Origin of the sequence: Frigoribacterium sp. PvP054, from assembly GCF_040547465.1 — a bacterium.
Lineage (GTDB): Bacteria > Actinomycetota > Actinomycetes > Actinomycetales > Microbacteriaceae > Frigoribacterium.
Window position 1 is genome coordinate 12,674 of sequence record NZ_JBEPPU010000019.1, and the last position, 19,138, is coordinate 31,811.

Below are 19,138 nucleotides of genomic sequence, written 5' to 3' on the forward strand. Positions count from 1 at the left end.
GCCTCCGGAGGACCCCGTCCGATGACCGCCCCCGCCACGACCTCGGCACCCGCCGCCGTCCCGAAGCCCAAGCGACGTCCCGCCGACCGCATCTTCTCGGGCAGCACCGTCGTCGCGGGTGGTCTCATCCTCGCGATCCTGGCCGCCGTCGCGCTCTTCCTCGTCGTGCAGAGCATCCCGGCCCTGACCGCCGCTCCCGGCGACGTCTCGCTCTCGGGCTACCCCGGCTCGTTCTGGCAGTACGTGGGCCCGCTCGCGTTCGGCACGGTCTACGCCGCGGCCCTGGCGCTGCTGATGGCCCTGCCGGTCGCGATCGGCATCGCCCTCTTCATCTCGCACTACGCACCGCGCAAGCTGGCCCAGGGCCTCGGCTACGTCATCGACCTGCTCGCCGCCGTGCCCTCGGTCGTCTTCGGGCTCTGGGGCAGCATCGTGCTCGCACCGGCCATCCAGCCCTTCTACGACTGGCTGGTGAACACCTTCGGGTGGTTCCCGCTCTTCGCCGGCCCCGTCTCGGGCACCGGCCGCACGCTGCTCACCGCGTCGATCGTGCTGGCCGTGATGATCCTGCCGATCATCACCGCGCTCAGCCGTGAGGTCTTCCTGCAGACCCCCGTGCTGCACGAGGAGGCCGCCCTCGCCCTCGGCGCGACGCGCTGGGAGATGATCCAGATCGCGGTGCTGCCGTTCGGCCGCCCCGGCATCATCTCGTCGGCCATGCTCGGCCTCGGCCGCGCCCTCGGCGAGACCATGGCCGTCGCACTGGTGCTCTCCCCCGCCCTCGTGATCAACCCGGCCATCCTCACCTCGACCAACTCGTCGACCATCGCGGCCAACATCGCCCTGCGGTTCCCCGAGGCGCACGACATCGGCATCAACACCCTGATCGCGACCGGCCTCGTGCTCTTCGTCATCACGCTGATCGTCAACTCGATCGCCCGCTACGTCATCAACCGCCGCAAGGCCTTCTCGGGAGCGAACTGATGGCCACCACCACCACCGCCGGCGTGCGCCGGTCCGACCGCTCGGTCAACGCCCTCACGACGGGACGCCTGCCCAAGGCCGCGCCGCTGGTGATCCTGCTGGCCAGCTGGGTCGTCATGGGCGTCGTCTTCGCCCTGCTGAACGCGGCCGGCGTCACCGAGTCGTTCAACTGGGTCGGGGCGATCATCCTCGGCACCGTGCTCTACGCCGCGCTCGTCTTCGTCGTCGCGATGCAGATCGAGGGCGTCCGCCGCGCGAAGGACCGCGTCGTCACCACCCTCGTCAGCGCCGCGTTCATCATCGCGCTCGTGCCGCTGGTGTCGTTGCTCGTCACCGTCGTGACGTCCGGGGCGAACCGCTTCGACGCCGACTTCTTCTCGATGTCCATGCGCAACGTCGTCGGGGCCGGCGGCGGCGGGCTGCACGCCATCACGGGCACCCTGCTCATCACGGCCTTCGCCACCGTCATCTCGGTGCCGATCGGCCTGCTGACCGCCATCTACCTCGTCGAGTACGGGCAGGGTCGCCTCGCCCGGGCGATCACGTTCTTCGTCGACGTCATGACGGGCATCCCCTCGATCGTGGCCGGCCTGTTCGCCTACGCCCTGTTCGTGATCTTCTTCGGCGAAGGCGTCCGGATGGGGGCGGCGGGCTCGGTCGCCCTGGCCGTGTTGATGATCCCCGTCGTCGTGCGCAGCACCGAGGAGATGCTCAAGCTGGTGCCGAACGAGCTGCGCGAGGCGTCGTACGCGCTGGGCGTGCCGAAGTGGCTGACCATCCTCAAGGTGGTCATCCCGACCTCGGTGGCCGGCATCACGACCGGCGTCATGCTCGCCATCGCCCGCATCATCGGCGAGACGGCGCCCCTGCTGATCACGGCGGGCTTCACGGCGAGCATGAACTACGACCTCTTCGACGGCCGCATGCAGTCGCTGCCGGTCTTCGCGTACAGCTCGTACGTCAGCCAGGGCACCGACGCGGCCGCGTTCATCGACCGGGCCTGGGCGTCGGCGCTCACGCTGATCCTCATGGTGATGGCGCTCAACCTCCTCGCGCGCCTGATCGCCCGCCTCTTCGCGCCCAAGCTCGGCCGCTGACCCGGCCACCCCGACCCACACCCCGTCCCGGCTCCCACCCGGCTCCCACCCCGAAGGAATCACCGTGTCCAAGCGCATCGAGGTCAACGACCTCAACGTCTACTACGGCAAGTTCAAGGCCGTCGAAGACGTCAACATCACCATCGAGCCCCGCACGGTGACCGCGTTCATCGGCCCGTCCGGCTGCGGCAAGTCGACCTTCCTGCGCACGCTGAACCGCATGCACGAGGTCATCCCCGGCGCCTACGTCGAGGGCGAGGTGCTGATCGACGGCAACGACCTCTACAGCCCCGGCGTCGACCCGGTGCTCGTGCGCCGGCAGGTCGGCATGGTGTTCCAGCGCCCCAACCCGTTCCCGACGATGAGCATCCGCGACAACGTGCTCGCCGGCGTCAAGCTCAACAACCGTCGCATGTCGAAGGGCGACCAGGACGGCCTCGTCGAGAAGTCGCTGCAGGGCGCCAACCTCTGGAACGAGGTCAAGGACCGCCTCGACAAGCCCGGCTCCGGTCTCTCGGGTGGCCAGCAGCAGCGCCTGTGCATCGCGCGGGCCATCGCGGTCTCGCCCGACGTCGTGCTGATGGACGAGCCCTGCTCGGCCCTCGACCCGATCTCGACCCTCGCCATCGAGGACCTCATCGAGGAGCTCAAGCAGCAGTACACGATCGTCATCGTGACCCACAACATGCAGCAGGCCAGCCGCGTCAGCGACAAGACCGCGTTCTTCAACATCGCGGGCACCGGCAAGCCCGGCAAGCTCATCGAGTTCGACGACACCGCCAGGATGTTCTCGAACCCGAGCGTGCAGGCGACGGAGGACTACGTGTCGGGACGCTTCGGCTGATCCGGCACCGCGCCTCCTCGGGGGCGCTCCGTCGCGGCGTACGACGCCGCACAGCACGAGAGGCGGTCCACCGGGTGGTGGACCGCCTCTCGTGTGCGGTGCGGGACCGCGACCGCCGGGTCGGGCGTTCGAAGCCGTGAGGCGGGTCAGGCGCTGGGGATCGCGACGACCGGGTCGGTGGTCGGCGTCGACGAACCACCGGCGGGCTCGACCGTGATGCCGATCGTGTCGCCCGGCTTCTTCTCGCCCTTGAGCAGGTGCGTCGCCGGGGCGCTCGACGAGGCGTCGAAGGTGCCCGCGGGGACGGCACCGTCCGAGCCGATGTACCAGAGCTCGTAGGTCCGGTCGCCGGGCAACGAGGTCATCCCGTCGACGACGACCGCCGAGCGGCCGAGCTCGTCCGACCAGATGAGCGTCGCCTTGCCACCGGTGCTGACGTCGGCGACCGAGCGCTGGAAGTCGCTCGCCGCGTAGATCTCGTCGATGCCGGACGCCTGCTGTTCTTGCTGCTGACCGGTCTGGCCGAGCCCCTCGACGAGGGCCCCGCCGCCGAAGAACAGCGCCGCGGCTGCCGCGGCGGCCCCGAGGATCGCGACGGGCCGGGCGAACCAGCGCCGGTGTGCGGCACCGGTGGCCGTCAGGACGCGGGCACCCTCGGACTCACTCGGTTCCATCTCGGGAGCCGGGGTGCGCTCGACGCGACGCTCGTGGTCCCGGTCACCTGCGCCTCCTGCGGTCGAGGTGTCGTGGTCGGCCGTCGGGGTGAGCGCCGGCAGTTGGGGCGTCGACGCGATGAGGCCGAGGACGCTGGTGCGCAGCTCGGCGGAGGGCGTGACGGGCCGAGCGGCGTGGGCGAGCAACAGTGCTGTCTCTCTCAATTCGGCCACCTCCGTCCTGGTGTCGTCGTACTGGTCTGATGTGTCGTCGAGGAGCGCCTCGAAGGCGTGTCGTTCGTCGTCGCCGAGTGCGTCGAGGACGTAGGCACCGGACAGGTGGTCGGTGTCGATCTTCGTGGGGCCCGCGTCGTCCGCGTGGCGGCCCCGCGTGGGCTCGTCGTGATCGCTCACGATGCCACTCCCATCTCGTCGCGCAGGCGGATCATGCCGTCGCGCAGTCTGGTCTTGACGGTGCCGATCGGCACGTCGAGGAGTTTCGCGACCTCGCTGTGGCTGAGGCCGCCGTAGTAGGCGAGTTTGACCGCCTGGCGCTGCAGTTCGGTGAGGCGTCCGAGGGCCCGCTCGACCCGCTCGTGCTCGATGCGGATCTCGACGGACTCGGTGACCGAGTCGTAGTCGGTCTCGAGGTCGCGGACGCCGATCTTCAGGTCGCGGTCGCGACCGGCCTGGGAGGCGCGGATGCGGTCGACGGCGCGGCGGTGCGCCATCGTGAGCATCCAGCTGGCGGCGCTGCCCCGAGCGGAGTCGAAGCGCGTCGCGTTCTGCCAGATCTCGAGGAAGACCTCTTGGGTCACCTCTTCGGACTGGGCGTGGTCCTTGAGGAGCCGCTTGACCAGGCCGAGCACGCGCGGCGCCGTCTGGTCGTACAGCTCGGCGAAGGCGGTCTGGTCGCCCTGTGCGACTCGCGGCAGCAGTTCGTCGGGAGTCGGCAGGGTGTGCCCGGTCTCGGGCGTCTCTGTCTCTCGGGTCACGAGTTCGAGCATGTCAGGGTTCACCTCCGGTCGCACTGTTCGTGGAGTCGTGGGGCACGATCCGGGGCGGATCGTGATGTGGGGCTGGTGGTGCGGTGGTGCTGGTGCGGTGGTGCCGCGCTGCGGTGTTCGTGGTGCGAGCGGGACTCCCTGCGATGCGGCCGTCTGGGATGGCGTTCAGGCCCGGTGCATCGCAGGGAGACCAGCCCGCCGACGCCCGATGCTTAGGGAGGACGGGAGTCGGCGGGGGATCGTGCATCCTCACGTCAAGGGTTCGGCACCGGGGCCCGGGTGGATTGGGCGAACATTCGCGCGGTGACGGCGGGCGAGCGCGTGGCGTGGCGACGTGGGCCACGGCGGGGTCGCCGAGGGGCCGACGGGCGGACCGCAGGAGGCGCGCGTCACCTCGCGAGGGAGGAGGCGGCCGGGCGGCACTCCGGCTTCTCGACCGAGTGGACGGGACTCGGGAGGACGAGGTGCCGGACCGCAGAAACGCCTCTCGGCGCGAGGCCGCTCGAAGCGGCTAAATTTGGAGCCCGGGGTTACTGCGGCCCGACCTGGAAAACTTTACCCGCCTCGCGCCGCACGGGCCGACGAGTTCGCGTCGTGCGAACGTGATCGCCCTTCGCGCGTGTCGCGCTCGTGGGCGTTCAGTCGAGGCTGTCGTCGCGCCACAGGTGGGCGCAGGCGACGAGGTCGACCCCGAGCTCGCTGAAGCGGAGCGCCCGCCGGGTGAGCTCGCCGGCCCGGTCGGAGCCGGCGGCGTCCTGGTCGTCGGCGACCGACGTGGCCCCGGCGGCGGCGAGCCGGCAGAACGCGGCACCGCGCTCGAGGGCGATCGCGAAGTCGCCCACGAACACCCCGCGCAGGATCAGGTCGGCGAGCTCGAGGATCTCTTCGGGGCTGGCCGGCGCCGGGGCCCCCGCCACGACGGGGTCGATCGTGGTGGCGACCTCGACCCCGCGCTCGAAGAGCTGGGTGACCTCGACGGGGTTCTGCCGGATGACGGCCCGCACGAGGTAGATGCGCCAGAGCGCCCCGGGCAGGCTGTGCGGGCTGGCGCGAGCCCACAGCTCGGCGACGGCGTCGATGCCGTGCTGGTCGGTGAACGTGACGAGCCGGTCGAGGATCTCGGGGCTCGGGTCGTGCTTGACGCGGGCGACGAGGGCCGAGGCCGACTCGTGGGCGACGCGGTTCATCGTCGCGGGGTCGTCTCCGCCCTGGAAGGCTTCGAACTCGGACCCCGAGAACTGGGTCGGGCGGTGGAAAGGTCTCGGCACCGGACCCACGATAGGCGTGCCCACCGACACCGACCCGGACGTTCGCCCACGGCACCACCGCCGACGGGCGGCGACGCCGGGGAGGCGCGGCTCGGCCTGCACCCCACACCGCACGGGAGGCGCGGCTCGGCCTGGCGAGCACGGGCCGCGGCATCCCGTAAAGTGGACCCGCACGGGCCTCTAGCTCAGTTGGTAGAGCATCGGACTTTTAATCCGCGGGTCGTGGGTTCGAGCCCCACGGGGCCCACCTGTTCTCGCACGGCCTCCAGGTCGACCTCCGGCGCCTTCGACCCGGCGCGTCGGGCCCGGCGCCTTCCAGCGTCCGTCAGCCGGACCGGTAGGGCGGGGCCGACGTCGCACCCGAATGCGGAGGCCCCACCCCGAGAGACCTGGACCCGAATCCTGTCCCCCGATTCCAGACGGTCCCTAGCCGCCTGTTAAGCCGAGACCATACGCCTCGAGCGGGTCGTGTGGTGACCGTTCTGTCGACGGCGAGAGAAAGCGCCCTTCCGGTTCGGGTCGGGAAGGGCGCTCGGCCTCCCCGCGACAGGTGTCGGGCATGTCACGCGGGGTACGTCACGGCCTGGGGACCGTGGGGAGACAGCCGTGAACGGTACGCGCGTCGCCCTGGGTGCCGTCCCAGGGCGACGGAAAACGGACAAGGGCCGGACCGACGGGACGTGCGACCAGAGACGAGATTTCCTCTTGTCTTGCCGTCGGATCTGGCGTAGATTTTCCGCATCGGCCCGGACCCCGCTGTGATCGGCGGTTCTGTGTGTCCTCGGGCCCGTCGACCACGACGACGGTCGCATCCCACTCCTCGCGCGCGGTGCGACCTCGGGCGAGGACGGCACCGACCCGAAACGGTGCCACCGGCCGAACGCGGGGCCGGGAGCAACGGCGCTCCCGGGCCCGCACCCTCGCTGCCCCACCGGGCCCCGCGCCTCCCTGCGTCGCCGCGCGCCCTGGCACCACCGTCGTCGGAGCCGGCCGCGGCCTACGACGTCGTGACGACTGCCGCCCGGTACCGCACGCCCCAGCTGCCCGTCCACGTCTCGCCCTCGTCGAGCCAGCGCAGCCCCTCGCCCGAGGCGAGGGCGTTGGCCGGCGCCGTCATCGGCTCGGCGGCGATCGCCAGCCCCTCCACGCCGTCACGCGGGAAGTTGCGCGGCGTGAACACCTGCACGTACTCGAACGAAGCGTCTTGCCAGAGCTCGGTCGCCGAGCCGTCGGGTGCGGTGAAGGTCGTCGTGCGGACGCCCTCGGCGTCGGCCTCGACGTCGCGGTAGCCCGTGTCGAGGTCGAGGTCGCCCACGAGCGGCCCGTACGAGAGGTCGTACGGCGTGCCCGCCACGGGCGACGTCGCGATCGGGATGCTGCTCTCGTCCACCTCGAACCGCGTCGCGGCCGCGAGCGTCACCCTCAGGGTCGCCGGGTCGTGGTCACCCACCCGGAAGAACGGATGCGACCCCACGGCGAACGGTGCCCGGCCGGAGCCGACGTTGGTGATCGCGTGCGTGACGACCATGCCGTCGGCGACGAGCTCGTGCCGGACGGTCGTGTCGAGCTGGAAGGGCCAGCCGTGCTGCGGGAACACCGTCGCGCCGAGCGTCACGGCGTGCGGCTCGCGCTCGACCACCTGGTAGGCGGTGTACCTCAGCAACCCGTGGCTGGCGTTGCCCTTGGCCGCCTCGGTGAGGTCGAGCTGCTGCTGCTGCCCGTCGAGCGACCAGCGGCCGCCGGCCACGCGGTTCGGCCACGGCACGAGCGTGATGCCGCACGCCGAGGGCGGCGTCTCGTCGGCACCGAACGTCTCGGTCAGCGCGACGCCGTCGACGGCCAGGGCACGGATGCCCGCCGCGACCTGCGTCACGATGCCCGTCACGGCGTGACCGTCTCGCTCGAGGGTGAGCTCGTACTGTTCTCCGGTCGGGTTGCTCGTCGTCATCGCTCCAGTCTCGCTCTCGGGCCTCCGTCGCGTCCGGGACCGGGGTCAGGGACGCGAGGGGCCGGGTCGTGAGGAGGCGCGTCGACCTCGCCCGCGCCTCCTGCGGTCGTTCCTCGCGCGGCCACCACGTCGAGGCCCGCCCGCCGCAGCTCGGCGACGGCGGCGTCGTCGGCGCCCGCCGTGACGAGCGCCTCGAAGGTGTCGAGCGGGCCGATCACGCCGAGGTGGGCCTCGCCGAGCTTGCTGCCGTCGGCGACGATGTACGACCGGCGGGCCGTCTGGGTCATCAGGCGCTTGAGGTCGGTCTCGGGCAGGTTCACGTTCGTGACGCCGTGGGTGGCGTGCACGCCGGTGCAGCCGATGAAGGCCAGGTCGGCGGTGATGCCGGCGAACACGCTCGTCGCCAACGGGTTGACCAGCGAGTGCTGCAACGGACGCAGCGTGCCGCCCGACACGATGACGGTGAACCGCGGCACGGCCTGCTCGAGCGCCAACGCGATGGTGAGCCCGTTCGTCACGACGACGACGCCCTCGAGCTCGTGACGTTCGAGCAGCGCCAGGGCGATCTGCGTCGTGGTCGTGCCGACGTCGAGCACCACGCAGTCGCCCGAGCGCACCAGCGACGCGGCCTCGACCCCGATGGCCCGCTTGGCCTCGGTCGACACCGAGCTCTCTTCTTCGAACGGACGCTCGGCCGGCCGGTCGACCGACAGGGCCCCGCCGTGGACGCGCGACAGCAGGCCGTCGGCCGCGAGGCTCTCGAGGTCGGTGCGGATGGTCACCTCGGACAACCGGAACTCACGCGCCAGCTCGGCCGTGCGCACGAAGCCGCGCCGCCCCACGAGGTCGGCGATGCGGTCGCGCCGACGCTCTCCCGGCAGCACCGCGGGCGGTGTCTCGGGCCGGGGGGTGGAGTTGGCGTTCACCCGGCCAGTTTCGTATGCTTTCACGTACTTTCGCAACTGCAAGTCGCGGTCGCGAGTGCCCCGAACAGAAGGAGGCGCGATGTCGTCCATCACGAAGCGCGCGACGGTCCTGGCCGACGGCCGCGAGCTCATCTACTTCGACGACGCCGACACGACCCTGTCGGCCGAACGACGCGTCGACGCCCGCACCCTCGACCCCCGACCCGACACGGCGACCATGCGGCAGGACGCCCTCACCGGCGAATGGGTGTCGATCGCCGCCTCCCGGCAGAACCGCGTGTTCCTGCCGCCGGCCGAGCTCGACCCGCTCGCGCCGGCCAGCGAGTCGAACCCGTCCGAGATCCCCGACGTCTACGACGTCGCCGTGTTCGAGAACCGCTCGCCGTCGTTCGGGCCCCTGCTCGAGAGCGACGACGCGCCCGCCGGCCTCGACGACCTCGGCCGCATCGGGCTCGAACGCACCCTGCGCAGCGTCGGTCGCTGCGAGGTCGTCTGCTTCAGCCCCGAGACCCACGGCTCGTTCGCCGACCTCAGCGAGTCGCGCGCCCGCACCGTGGTCGAGGCGTGGGCCGACCGCACGGCGGCCCTGTCGGCGCTGCCCGGCATCCAGCAGGTCTTCCCGTTCGAGAACCGCGGCCAGGCCATCGGGGTCACGCTGCACCACCCTCACGGCCAGATCTACGCGTACCCCTACGTGACGCCCCGCACCACCCGCCTGCTCGACAGCATCGAGGCCTACGGCCCGACCCTGTTCGCCGACCTGCTCGACCGCGAGCGCTCGGGCCCCCGCGTCGTCCTCGCCGGCGAGCACTTCACGGCGTTCGTGCCGTTCGCCGCCCGCTGGCCGATCGAGATCCATCTGCTGCCGCACCGTCACGTCCCCGACTTCGCGGCGCTGACCGGCAACGAACGCGACGAGCTCGCGCTCCTGTACCGGCGCCTCCTGCGCGGTGTCGACGCCCTGTACGACGACCCGACCCCCTACATCGCGGCCTGGCACCAGGCACCGGTCGGCACCGGCCGCGACACCGTCCGGCTGATGCTGCAGATCACGTCGCCGCGTCGGGCCGAGAGCAAGCTGAAGTTCCTGGCAGGCTCCGAGGCGGCGATGGGAGCCTGGGTGGGCGACCTCGTCCCCGAGGTGCAGGCCGACCGAATCCGAGAGGCGATCGAGCGAGCATGACCGACACCACCACTCCCCCACGGTTCTCCGACGTCTTCGACACCGAGGTCGCCGGTCGCTGGTCCGCCCCGGGTCGGGTGAACCTGATCGGCGAGCACACCGACTACAACGACGGCTTCGTGCTGCCGTTCGCCATCGACCGCCGCACCACCGTCACGGTCGGCCGCCGTGACGACCGCCTGCTGCGCGTCGCGTCGTCGTTCGAGGCGGGCGTGCACGAGATGTCGCTCGACGACCTCGACCCGGCCTCGATGTCGGGCTGGTCGGCGTACGCGCTCGGCATCGCCTGGGCACTCTCCGTGGCACGCGACCGCGCCGACTCGCCGTCGTTCGCCGCCGCCGGCGGCGACCTGTCGACCATCGACCTGTCCGCCGTCCCGGGGCTCGACCTGTTCGTCGAATCCGAGGTGCCCGTCGGCGCCGGGCTCTCGTCGTCCGCCGCGCTCGAGTGCTCGGTGGCCGTCGCTTTCGCCGAGCTGTGGGCGCTCGACGTCAACCGCTCGGCCCTGGCCGCGGTCGGACAGCTCGCCGAGAACGAGGCCGTGGGTGCGCCCACCGGCATCATGGACCAGTCCGCCTCGCTGCTCGGGCGCACCGACTCCGGGGTGTTCCTCGACTGCCGCAGCCTCGACGCCGACGTCGTCGACCTGGGCTTCGCCGCGGCCGGCCTCGAGGTGCTGGTCGTCGACACCCACGTCGAACACGCCCACGCCACGGGGGGCTACGTCGAGCGCCGCACCTCGTGCGAGAAGGGCGCCGCCGCGCTCGGCGTCGACTCGCTGCGCGACCTCGACGCCGACGACCTCGGTCGGGCCGAAGAGCTGCTCGACGACGAGACGTTCCGCCGCGTCCGCCACGTCGTCACCGAGAACCAGCGGGTGCTCGACACCGTCCGCACGCTCCGCACCGACGGCCCCCGCGCGATCGGCCACCTGCTCGACGCGTCTCACGTGTCGATGCGCGACGACTTCGAAATCTCGGTGCCCGAGCTCGACCTCGCCGTCGCGACCGCCCAGGCCACGGGCGCCGTCGGCGCCCGCATGACCGGCGGCGGCTTCGGCGGTTCGGCCATCGCCCTCGTCCCGACCGAGGCCCGCGCCGACGTCGAGGCCGCGATCCTCGCCGCCTTCGCCGAGGCCGGCCACACGGCGCCGACCGTCTTCACCGTGCACGCCGCCGAGGGTGCCCGCCGCGACGCCTGAGGCCTGGCCGCCGGGCGGCGTACGGCCGGCAGTCGGGCAGCCGGGCGGCGTGAGGAGGTGGTCGGGACCGCGAGACGGCCACACCACCGCGAGATGGGCACAGCACCACGAGATGGGCACAGCACCAGGTGAAGACTTGGCGCTGTGCCCATTTTCTGGCGTGCTGGATGCACCAGCGGCACAGCCCGCCACGAAGTAAACACGCCGCCACGACAGTGCGTGGCGGCGTGTTTACCTCATGGCGGAAAGAGGGCACGGCCCGACGCAGCACCACGGGCAAGGCCACGCCACCACGAGATGGGCACGGCGCCAGGGGAAAACCTGGCGCTGTGCCCATCTTCTGACGTGGTGCGGGGGCGTCAGCGGCGCTCGGCGGCCTCGACCACGTTCTTGAGCAACATGGCGCGGGTCATCGGGCCGACGCCTCCCGGCACGGGTGACTGGAAGCCCGCGACCGAGGCGACGGCCGGGTCGACGTCTCCGCGCAGCTTGTACTTTCCGGTCTCCTCGTTCAGCACGCGGGTGATGCCCACGTCGACGACGGCCGCACCGGGCTTCACCCAGTCCGGCCTGACCAGCCCTGCGACCCCGGCGGCGGCCACGACGATGTCGGCACGACGGACCTCGGCGGCGACGTCGACCGTCCTCGAGTGCGTCAGGGTGGCCGTCGCCTCGAGGCGGGTCAGGAGCAACCCGAGGGGGCGCCCGACCGTGAGCCCCTGGCCGATGATCGTGACGTGGGTGCCGGCGATCGGGATCTCGTAGGCCCGCAGCATCTCGACGATGCCGCGCGGGGTGCAGGGCAGGGGCGTGTCGATCGAGCCCTTGCCCCCGGGCACGGCCAGGACGAGCTCGCCCAGGTTGACCGGGTGCAGGCCGTCGGCGTCCTTGGCGGGGTCCATCAGCTCGAGCATCGCCGTCGGGTCGATGCCCGCAGGCAGCGGCAGCTGGATGATGAACGCGGTCACCGCCGGGTCGGCGTTCATCGTCTCGATCGCCTGCCGGATCTCGGCCTCGGTCGCCGTGTCGGGCAGGTCGATGCGGATCGACTCGATGCCGACCTCGGCGCAGTCTCGGTGCTTGCCCGCGACGTACGAGAGCGAGCCGGGGTTCGCCCCGACCAGGATCGTGCCGAGCCCGGGCGCGATGCCACGAGCCTTCAGGGCATCGACCCTGTGGCGCAGGTCGTCCTTCACGGCCGCGGCCAGGGCGGTGCCGTCGATCTTCACCGCGGACGTCTCGTCGCCGGGGACGAACCGGGGGCGCTCGATCGTCACCGCGCCTCCGGACGGAGCCCCGACGCCGTCACCGACACCGCCGCCGCTGCCACCGAGGCCGGCGCTGCCGCCGCTGCCACCGACGCCGATGGCGTCACCGACACTCGACCCCGCAGCGACGCCCGCCGGCGTGCCGGCCGTGACGTCAGCGCTCACGCGTAGAGCGGGAACGCGTCGGTCAGCGCCTTGACGCGGGCCGCGAGGGCCTCGACGTCGGGCGACGGCATCAGCGTGAGCGCGATGATGTCGGCCACCTCGGCGAACTCGGCGTCCGAGAAGCCGCGCGTGGCGAGGGCCGAGGTGCCGATGCGCACACCCGAGGTGACCATGGGCGGACGAGGGTCCCACGGCACCGAGTTGCGGTTCACCGTGATGCCGACCTCGTGCAGCAGGTTCTCGGCCTGCTTGCCGTCGACCTCGCTGGCCCGCAGGTCGACGAGCACCAGGTGCACGTCGGTGCCCCCGGTCAGGACGTCGATGCCGGCGGCCTTCGCGTCGTCGGCCGTGAGGCGTGCCGCGAGAGCCTGGGCGCCGCGGATGGTGCGCTCTTGCCTGTCCTTGAACTCGGGCTCGGCGGCGAGCTTGAACGCCGTCGCCTTGGCCGCGATGACGTGCATCAGCGGGCCGCCCTGCTGGCCCGGGAACACGGCCGAGTTGAGCTTCTTGAACAGCGGCTCGTGGTTCGAGAGGATCACGCCCGAGCGGGGGCCCGCGAGGGTCTTGTGCACGGTCGACGAGACGACGTGCGCGTGCGGCAGGGGTGACGGGTGCAGACCCGCGGCGACGAGGCCGGCGAAGTGCGCCATGTCGACCCAGAGGTAGGCGCCGACCTCGTCGGCGATGGCGCGGAAGGCGGCGAAGTCGAGCTGGCGGGGGTAGGCCGACCAGCCGGCGATGATGACCTTGGGCTGGTGCTCGATCGCCTGGCGACGGACGACGTCCATGTCGATCAGGTAGGTCTCGGGGTCGACCTCGTAGGCCACGGCCTGGTACATCTTGCCCGAGAAGTTGAGCTTCATGCCGTGGGTGAGGTGACCGCCGTGCGACAGCTCGAGGCCGAGGATCGTGTCGCCGATGTCGGCGATGGCGGCCAGCACCGCGGCGTTGGCCTGCGCGCCCGAGTGGGGCTGCACGTTGGCGAAGTCGGCGCCGAACAGCGACTTGGCCCGCTCGATGGCGAGGTTCTCGGCGACGTCGACGAACTCGCAGCCGCCGTAGTAGCGGCGCCCGGGGTAGCCCTCGGCGTACTTGTTGGTGAGCACCGAGCCCTGCGACTCGAGCACGGCACGCGGCACGAAGTTCTCGGACGCGATCATCTCGAGGTAGTCGCGCTGACGGCCGAGCTCCTGCTCGAGGACGGCGGCGATCTCGGGGTCGACGACCGAGAGCGGCTCGTTGAAGGTCGAGGGCTGGCGGTCGGTCGAGGCGGCGCCGGTCGAGGGGGCGGTCTGGTCGGAGATGGTCACGGAGGACTCCTTGGCACACGGGACGGACGGAGGGTCGGATGTCGTGGCCCAGGCGTACGGCCACGCACGTGTGTCAGTCGCTCCCCGATGGTGACCATCTGAACGCCAGTCGCGACGCGCCCAGCATAACAAGCGCACCCCGGGGCCGGAAGCGGCGCGGCGCCCCGCGCGACGCCCCGGGCGACGGCCCGTTCACGGGGCCCGTGTGACACCCTGGACGGGTGAGCCCGACCCTCGACGACACCCGCACGGGGACGGAGGCCGACCCGCGCCTCCTGACCTCTCCCGACACCCCGTGGGTGACGCTCGTCTGGGACGACCCGGTCAACCTCATGACGTACGTGACGCACGTCTTCGAGACCTACTTCGGCTTCGGCCGGGCCGAGGCGAAGCGCCTGATGATGCGGGTGCACACCGAGGGCCGTGCGGTCGTCGCGACGGGCAACCGCGAGGCGATGGAACGCCACGTCGAGGCGATGCACGACTACGGCCTGTGGGCGACCCTGTCGAAGGAGGACGAGGCGTGACGCTCGTGCCGTTCGTCCGCGCCCGGGGCGGCGACGAGGTGCGCGTGCGGCTCGACGCCGACGAGCGGGGCCTGCTCACCGACCTGGTCGGCCAGCTGCTGGGGCTGCTCGAGAAGGGCGACGAGGGCGATCCGGCCCTGGCGCGCCTCCTGCCCGCGGCGTACCGCGACGACGACGAGGCGACCGCGGAGTTCCGTCGGTTCACGGCCGACGACCTGACCCGGCGCAAGGTCGAGAACGGGCGCGCGGTGCTGGCCGGGCTCGACGAACCGGGCACGTCGCTCGACCGGGCGGCGCAGCAGTCGTGGCTGCGGACGCTGAACGACCTCCGGCTGACCCTCGGCGAGCGCCTCGGCGTCACGACCGAGGGCGTCGCCCCGAGCGACGACCCGCAGCTGCGCGCGATGGGCCACGTCTTCGACTGGCTGGGTTACCTGCAGGAGGCGCTGCTGAGGTCCCTGCCGAGGCGCTGACCCGGCGCCCCGGGTCGCGTGGGCCTAGCGGTTCTCCTTCGGGAAGACGACCCAGAGCACCAGGTACACGAGCACCTGCGGCCCGGGCAGGACGATCGACAGCACGAACAGGAGCCGCACCAGGAAGGCGCTGATGCCGAAGCGGTTCGCGAGGGCGGCGCAGACTCCGGCGATGATCTTGCCGCGGCGGGGGCGAGTGAGGGTGGCCATGCGTCGAGCATGCCAGGCGTGGCCGGACGACGGCCGACCACGCCGCCCGTGGACCGACCGTGCTCGACACCTCCGGTGCGCGAGAATGGCCGGATGAGCGCTTCACTCGTGGCCAAGGGCCTGGCCGGCGGCCACGGGCACCGCACCCTGTTCGACGACCTCGACCTGACGGTCGCGCCGGGGGACGTCGTGGGCGTCGTAGGCGTGAACGGGGCCGGCAAGTCGACGTTGTTGCGCCTCCTCGCCGGGGTCGACGAGCCGCAGGCCGGCACGGTCACCCTGAACCCGGGCGACGCCTTCGTCGGCTGGTTGCCGCAAGAGCACGAGCGCGTGCCGGGCGAGACCGTCGCCGACTACATCGGCCGTCGGACCGGCAGCACGCAGGCCACCGCCGAGATGGACGCCGCCGCCGCCGCCCTGGGCGACCCCGACCCGGCCCCGCGCGCCGACGGGCTCGACCCCGCCGACGTCTACTCGACCGCCCTCGACCGGTGGCTCGCCAGCGGCGCCGCCGACCTCGACGAGCGCCTGCCGCAGGTGCTCGCCGACCTCGGCCTCGCGACCGGCGGACGCACCGGCGACGACGAGGCGGCCGTCGGCCCGGACAGCCCGATGACCGGCCTCAGCGGGGGCCAGGCGGCCCGCGTCGGTCTCGCCGCCCTGCTGCTCAGCCGCTTCGACGTGGCCCTGCTCGACGAGCCCACCAACGACCTCGACCTCGACGGGCTCGAGCGGCTCGAGCGCTTCGTCCAGGGTCAGCGCGGCGGCATCGTCCTCGTGAGCCACGACCGCGAGTTCCTCGCGCGGTGCGTCACGAAGGTGCTCGAGCTCGACCTGGCCCAGTCGTCGAACCGCGTCTTCGGGGGCGGCTACGACGCCTACCTCGACGAGCGCGAGACCGCCCGTCGCCACGCCCGCGAGGCCTACGACGAGTTCGCCGAGAAGAAGGCCGACCTCGTCGGCCGCGCCCGGACCCAGCGCGAGTGGTCGAGCCAGGGCGTCCGGAACGCGATGAAGAAGGCGCCCGACAACGACAAGATCCGCCGCAAGGCCTCGGCCGAGTCGAGCGAGAAGCAGGCCCAGAAGGTCCGCCAGATGGAGAGCCGCATCGCCCGGCTCGACGAGGTCGACGAGCCCCGCAAAGAATGGCAGCTCGAGTTCACCATCGGCGCCGCGCCCCGCTCGAGCGCCGTCGTCTCGACCCTCAGCGGCGCGGTCTTCCGCCAGGGCGACCCGGCGACGGGCGAGTTCGTGCTCGGTCCGGTCTCGCTGCAGGTGGACGGCGGCGACCGCATCGGCATCACCGGCCCCAACGGCGCCGGCAAGTCGACGCTGCTGCGCGGCCTGCTCGGCCGGCAGGCACCGAGCGAAGGAAGCGCGAGTCGCGGAGCCAGCATCGCCGTCGGCGAGATCGACCAGGCCCGGGCGCTCCTTGCCGGCGACGTGCCGCTGGCCGACGCGTTCGAGGCGCTCGTGCCCGACTGGCCACAGGCCGAGGTGCGCACGTTGCTCGCCAAGTTCGGGCTGAAGGCCGACCACGTCTCACGTCCGGTGGACGAGCTCTCACCGGGCGAGCGCACGCGCGCCGGCCTCGCCCTGCTGCAGGCCCGCGGCGTCAACGTGCTCGTGCTCGACGAGCCCACGAACCACCTCGACCTCGCCGCGATCGAGCAGCTCGAGCAGGCCCTCGAGTCGTACGACGGCACCCTGCTGCTCGTCACCCACGACCGGCGCATGCTCGAGACCGTCCGGCTCGACCGCCACTGGCGCGTCGAGAACGGCACCGTCACCGAGTCGTGACCCCGCGGGAGGCCGGCCGCCGCGCCGGCCCCGCGGTGCCGGCGAACCGGCGACGAGCCGCTCGACTACCGTCGTCGTCATGACCCGTACCACCCGAATGGTCGCGGTCGCCGCTGCCCTCGCCCTGTTGACGGGCTGCACGGCGAACCCGACCGACCCGAGCGAGCCCACGGGCGGCGCCTCCGTCGACGGGACCTCGTCGGCCGGCCCGACCCGCGCCTCCTCGGAGCTCGCCGACTGGGCGACCGCCCTCGACGACCGTGACGACTACCCCGCCCGCTGGGTCGCCGTCGGCGACTCGATCACCGAGGGCATGGGTGCCTCGACCGTGGACTCCCGCTGGATCGACCTCACCCTTGACGGCCTGCGCGAGCGCTATCCGACCGACGACGTCCCGGGCGGGATCGGCTACCGACCCGCCGCGTTCGCCGTCGCCCCGCCGGCGTCGACCTGGGCGCGCTGGGCGACGAGCAGCGAGGGGCCGGTGTCGGCCTCGGCCCGCACCGCCGACCTCGGCTACCGCTCGGTCACCCTGGGAGCCGGGGCGACCACGACCTACCCGTTCACCGGCACCGACCTCGACCTGTGGTGGACGAGCGGCCGCGGCACCTTCAGCTACGTGATCGACGACGGCGACGCGGTCGAGGTCGACACGCACGACTCGACGGCGACGAGCGGCATCACCCCCGTGACCGGCCTCGACGCGGGCGAGCACACCGTGACGATCCACGCCCACTCGGCCGTCGACCTCGAGGGCCTCACGGCGTACGACGGCGACCGCGACCGCGGCGTCTCGCTCTTCGACTCGTCGCGTTCGGGCGCGACGGCTCGCACCTTCACGGCCGACCTGCCCGGGTTCCTCGACTCGGTCGCCGCTGCGGCCCCCGACCTCGTGACGGTCACGCTCGGCGCCAACGACGCGTTCACCCGCACGCCCGCCGAGTTCGAGGACGACTACCGCACCCTGATCGAAGGCCTGCAGGGTCTCGACGACCCGCCGTCGATCATGCTCATCGGCGAGTTCGTGCCCGGCACGAACCTCACGCGGGGGCTGGCCGGCGACGTCGACGACTACCGCGGGGTCGTCGAACGGCTCGCGAGCGAGTCGGGCAGCGCCTACGTCGACCTCGCGGACGCGTTGCCCGCCGACGGCGTCGCATCGCTGCTCTCGGCCGACGGGGTGCACCCGAACGACGCCGGGCAACGCGTCATCGCCGACTTCGTGCTCGACCGCATCAGCGTCGGCTGACGAGCCGAGGAGGCGCGGGCGCGTCGCGAGGACGACGCCCGCCCCGGCGCGGGCTCAGTCGAAGAGGCCGTAGGCGGCGTCGAGGGTCTCGTCGGTGCTGAGCGGGGCGGTGTCGCCCGCACCCGTCGCCGTGACGGCGATCAGGCCGTGCGGCGACAGGATCGTGCTGGCCGACGCCGTGATGCCCTGCTGGGTCACCGTCTGCGAGAACGCCTGCCCGCCGAAGGCCGCCACGCGCGAGTCGTCGACCGTCTCGACGCCCTCGGTGCCCTCGATCTGCGAGGTCTGCGAGCTGATGTCGTCGGCGCTGAACTCCTGACGCTGGGCCAGCACGACGATCGCCGTCACGTCGGCCGCGTCGGTGGCCTCGGTCGTCGGGGTCGCCCACTGGCAGTTCGCCTGGTCGCCCGAGAACGTGCTGTCGTCGCGGGGCTCGAGGCCGTCGACGACGTCGCCGAGCGCCGCACCGACGTCGTCGCAGCTGGCGAGGTCGTCGAAGGTGCCCTCGCCCGACGCGGTCGACCCCGAGCCGCCGGAGCCGGCCGACGACCCGCCGGACGCGGCGTCGTCGTCGCCAGCCGCGCCTCCTGACGTGCAGCCGGCGAGCAGCAGGCCGAGGGCGAGCACGCCCGTGGTGGCGGCCGTCACGGCCGTTCTGCGCATGGACGTGGCCATCGGGGCTCCCTCGTGATCTGCGTCGGGCTCCCTGCGCCCGGCGCTCCCGTCACCCTAACGAGGGACGCCTCCGAGGTCGCACCACCGTCGCGGGGGGGGGGGCCCCCCCCCCGGCGGGGGGGGGGGGGCGCGCGGGGGGGGGCCCCCCCCCCCCCCCCCCCCCCCGGGGGGGGGGGGGGGGGGGCCGCGGCGGGGGGGGGGGGGCGCGCGGGGGGGGGGGGGGGGCGGGGGGGCGGGCGGGGGGGGGGGCGGGGCGCGCGCGGGGGCCCGGGGGGGGGGGGCCCCCGGGGGGGGTCCCCCGCGCCCGGCCGCGGGACGGGTGCCCGGGCGCGCGGCGGGCGGGCGAGGC

Annotated in this window: 18 protein-coding genes, 1 tRNA gene and 1 riboswitch; of the genes, 10 read left to right on the forward strand and 9 right to left on the reverse strand. The window is 72.5% G+C overall.

Going from position 1 to position 19,138, the window contains the following annotated elements; genetic code table 11:
- The first annotated feature begins 21 nt into the window (after positions 1-21).
- From pstC to pstB, 3 genes are all read left to right on the forward strand, one after another.
- Positions 22-984, forward strand: coding sequence for a phosphate ABC transporter permease subunit PstC (gene pstC / locus ABID81_RS15125; RefSeq protein ID WP_354595602.1), 963 nt, complete (start codon positions 22-24; stop codon positions 982-984).
- Positions 984-2,081 (forward strand): phosphate ABC transporter permease PstA, encoded by a 1,098-nt coding sequence (gene pstA / locus ABID81_RS15130; protein WP_354595603.1) that lies wholly within the window; start codon positions 984-986, stop codon positions 2,079-2,081. The genes pstC and pstA overlap by 1 nt, the downstream gene beginning before the upstream one ends.
- A 64-nt stretch (positions 2,082-2,145) precedes the next feature.
- Positions 2,146-2,925: a phosphate ABC transporter ATP-binding protein PstB gene (gene pstB / locus ABID81_RS15135; protein WP_354595604.1), complete on the forward strand. Its 780-nt coding sequence runs from the start codon at positions 2,146-2,148 to the stop codon at positions 2,923-2,925.
- A gap of 146 nt (positions 2,926-3,071) precedes the next feature.
- Here the strand turns inward: pstB and ABID81_RS15140 are convergent, their stop codons facing one another.
- The 3 genes from ABID81_RS15140 to ABID81_RS15150 form a co-directional block, all read right to left on the reverse strand.
- Positions 3,072-3,992, reverse strand: coding sequence for an anti-sigma factor (locus ABID81_RS15140; protein WP_354595605.1), 921 nt, complete (start codon positions 3,990-3,992; stop codon positions 3,072-3,074).
- Complete coding sequence (locus ABID81_RS15145; RefSeq protein WP_354595617.1) at positions 3,989-4,585, reverse strand: sigma-70 family RNA polymerase sigma factor; 597 nt, start codon at positions 4,583-4,585, stop codon at positions 3,989-3,991. Before ABID81_RS15145 ends, ABID81_RS15140 begins: the two co-directional genes overlap by 4 nt.
- 638 nt (positions 4,586-5,223) lie before the next feature.
- On the reverse strand, positions 5,224-5,853 hold the full coding sequence (locus ABID81_RS15150; protein ID WP_043597263.1) for a hypothetical protein: 630 nt from the start codon (positions 5,851-5,853) through the stop codon (positions 5,224-5,226).
- A gap of 174 nt (positions 5,854-6,027) precedes the next feature.
- Between ABID81_RS15150 and ABID81_RS15155 the strand changes: the two genes are divergently transcribed.
- Positions 6,028-6,100, forward strand: a tRNA-Lys gene (locus ABID81_RS15155).
- Between the two features lie 750 nt (positions 6,101-6,850).
- Here the strand turns inward: ABID81_RS15155 and ABID81_RS15160 are convergent.
- Together ABID81_RS15160 and ABID81_RS15165 are read right to left on the reverse strand one after the other, a co-directional pair.
- Positions 6,851-7,801: an aldose 1-epimerase family protein gene (locus tag ABID81_RS15160; protein WP_354595606.1), complete on the reverse strand. Its 951-nt coding sequence runs from the start codon at positions 7,799-7,801 to the stop codon at positions 6,851-6,853.
- Positions 7,798-8,727 (reverse strand): DeoR/GlpR family DNA-binding transcription regulator, encoded by a 930-nt coding sequence (locus ABID81_RS15165; RefSeq protein ID WP_354595607.1) that lies wholly within the window; start codon positions 8,725-8,727, stop codon positions 7,798-7,800. Before ABID81_RS15165 ends, ABID81_RS15160 begins: the two co-directional genes overlap by 4 nt.
- Positions 8,728-8,806: 79 nt before the next feature.
- Between ABID81_RS15165 and galT the strand changes: the two genes are divergently transcribed.
- Complete coding sequence (galT, locus tag ABID81_RS15170) at positions 8,807-9,910, forward strand: galactose-1-phosphate uridylyltransferase (RefSeq protein ID WP_354595608.1); 1,104 nt, start codon at positions 8,807-8,809, stop codon at positions 9,908-9,910.
- Positions 9,907-11,112 carry a galactokinase gene (galK, locus tag ABID81_RS15175; protein WP_354595609.1) on the forward strand — a complete coding sequence of 402 codons (1,206 nt, stop codon included), beginning with the start codon at positions 9,907-9,909 and terminating at the stop codon, positions 11,110-11,112. Before galT ends, galK begins: the two co-directional genes overlap by 4 nt.
- Positions 11,113-11,471: 359 nt before the next feature.
- On the opposite strand, the gene ABID81_RS15180 is transcribed toward galK, so the two are convergent.
- A complete protein-coding gene (locus ABID81_RS15180; protein ID WP_354595618.1) occupies positions 11,472-12,383 on the reverse strand; it encodes a bifunctional methylenetetrahydrofolate dehydrogenase/methenyltetrahydrofolate cyclohydrolase in 912 nt (303 codons plus the stop codon).
- Positions 12,384-12,541: 158 nt separating this feature from the next.
- Positions 12,542-13,849, reverse strand: a complete 1,308-nt coding sequence (gene glyA / locus ABID81_RS15185) for a serine hydroxymethyltransferase (RefSeq protein ID WP_354595619.1) — start codon at positions 13,847-13,849, stop codon at positions 12,542-12,544.
- Positions 13,850-13,894: 45 nt separating this feature from the next.
- Positions 13,895-13,978: riboswitch (ZMP/ZTP riboswitch) on the reverse strand.
- Between the two features lie 98 nt (positions 13,979-14,076).
- Here glyA and clpS point away from each other — a divergent pair.
- Together clpS and ABID81_RS15195 are read left to right on the forward strand one after the other, a co-directional pair.
- Complete coding sequence (clpS, locus tag ABID81_RS15190; RefSeq protein ID WP_502915244.1) at positions 14,077-14,382, forward strand: ATP-dependent Clp protease adapter ClpS; 306 nt, start codon at positions 14,077-14,079, stop codon at positions 14,380-14,382.
- Positions 14,379-14,855 (forward strand): DUF2017 domain-containing protein, encoded by a 477-nt coding sequence (locus ABID81_RS15195; RefSeq protein WP_354595610.1) that lies wholly within the window; start codon positions 14,379-14,381, stop codon positions 14,853-14,855. The genes clpS and ABID81_RS15195 overlap by 4 nt, the downstream gene beginning before the upstream one ends.
- Positions 14,856-14,879: 24 nt before the next feature.
- Here the strand turns inward: ABID81_RS15195 and ABID81_RS15200 are convergent, their stop codons facing one another.
- Entirely contained in the window at positions 14,880-15,065 is a 186-nt protein-coding gene (locus ABID81_RS15200; RefSeq protein WP_354595611.1) for a PspC domain-containing protein, read from the reverse strand.
- A gap of 93 nt (positions 15,066-15,158) precedes the next feature.
- Between ABID81_RS15200 and ABID81_RS15205 the strand changes: the two genes are divergently transcribed.
- Complete coding sequence (locus ABID81_RS15205; RefSeq protein WP_354595612.1) at positions 15,159-16,865, forward strand: ABC-F family ATP-binding cassette domain-containing protein; 1,707 nt, start codon at positions 15,159-15,161, stop codon at positions 16,863-16,865.
- A gap of 79 nt (positions 16,866-16,944) precedes the next feature.
- Positions 16,945-18,114, forward strand: a complete 1,170-nt coding sequence (locus ABID81_RS15210) for an SGNH/GDSL hydrolase family protein (RefSeq protein ID WP_354595613.1) — start codon at positions 16,945-16,947, stop codon at positions 18,112-18,114.
- Positions 18,115-18,168: 54 nt separating this feature from the next.
- Here ABID81_RS15210 and ABID81_RS15215 read toward each other — a convergent pair whose 3' ends face one another.
- Entirely contained in the window at positions 18,169-18,789 is a 621-nt protein-coding gene (locus ABID81_RS15215) for a hypothetical protein (RefSeq protein WP_354595614.1), read from the reverse strand.
- Positions 18,790-19,138 lie beyond the last annotated feature (349 nt).

What these genes read in the sequence shown, in the direction of transcription:
- ABID81_RS15200 (WP_354595611.1), bottom strand. Translation starts at nt 15,065, where the DNA reads ATGGCCACCCTCACTCGCCCCCGCCGCGGCAAGATCATCGCCGGAGTC.
- ABID81_RS15205 (WP_354595612.1), top strand. Translation starts at nt 15,159, where the DNA reads ATGAGCGCTTCACTCGTGGCCAAGGGCCTGGCCGGCGGCCACGGGCAC.
- ABID81_RS15210 (WP_354595613.1), top strand. Translation starts at nt 16,945, where the DNA reads ATGACCCGTACCACCCGAATGGTCGCGGTCGCCGCTGCCCTCGCCCTG.
- ABID81_RS15215 (WP_354595614.1), bottom strand. Translation starts at nt 18,789, where the DNA reads ATGGCCACGTCCATGCGCAGAACGGCCGTGACGGCCGCCACCACGGGC.
- ABID81_RS15145 (WP_354595617.1), bottom strand. Translation starts at nt 4,585, where the DNA reads ATGCTCGAACTCGTGACCCGAGAGACAGAGACGCCCGAGACCGGGCAC.
- pstC (WP_354595602.1), top strand. Translation starts at nt 22, where the DNA reads ATGACCGCCCCCGCCACGACCTCGGCACCCGCCGCCGTCCCGAAGCCC.
- galK (WP_354595609.1), top strand. Translation starts at nt 9,907, where the DNA reads ATGACCGACACCACCACTCCCCCACGGTTCTCCGACGTCTTCGACACC.
- galT (WP_354595608.1), top strand. Translation starts at nt 8,807, where the DNA reads ATGTCGTCCATCACGAAGCGCGCGACGGTCCTGGCCGACGGCCGCGAG.
- ABID81_RS15160 (WP_354595606.1), bottom strand. Translation starts at nt 7,801, where the DNA reads ATGACGACGAGCAACCCGACCGGAGAACAGTACGAGCTCACCCTCGAG.
- pstA (WP_354595603.1), top strand. Translation starts at nt 984, where the DNA reads ATGGCCACCACCACCACCGCCGGCGTGCGCCGGTCCGACCGCTCGGTC.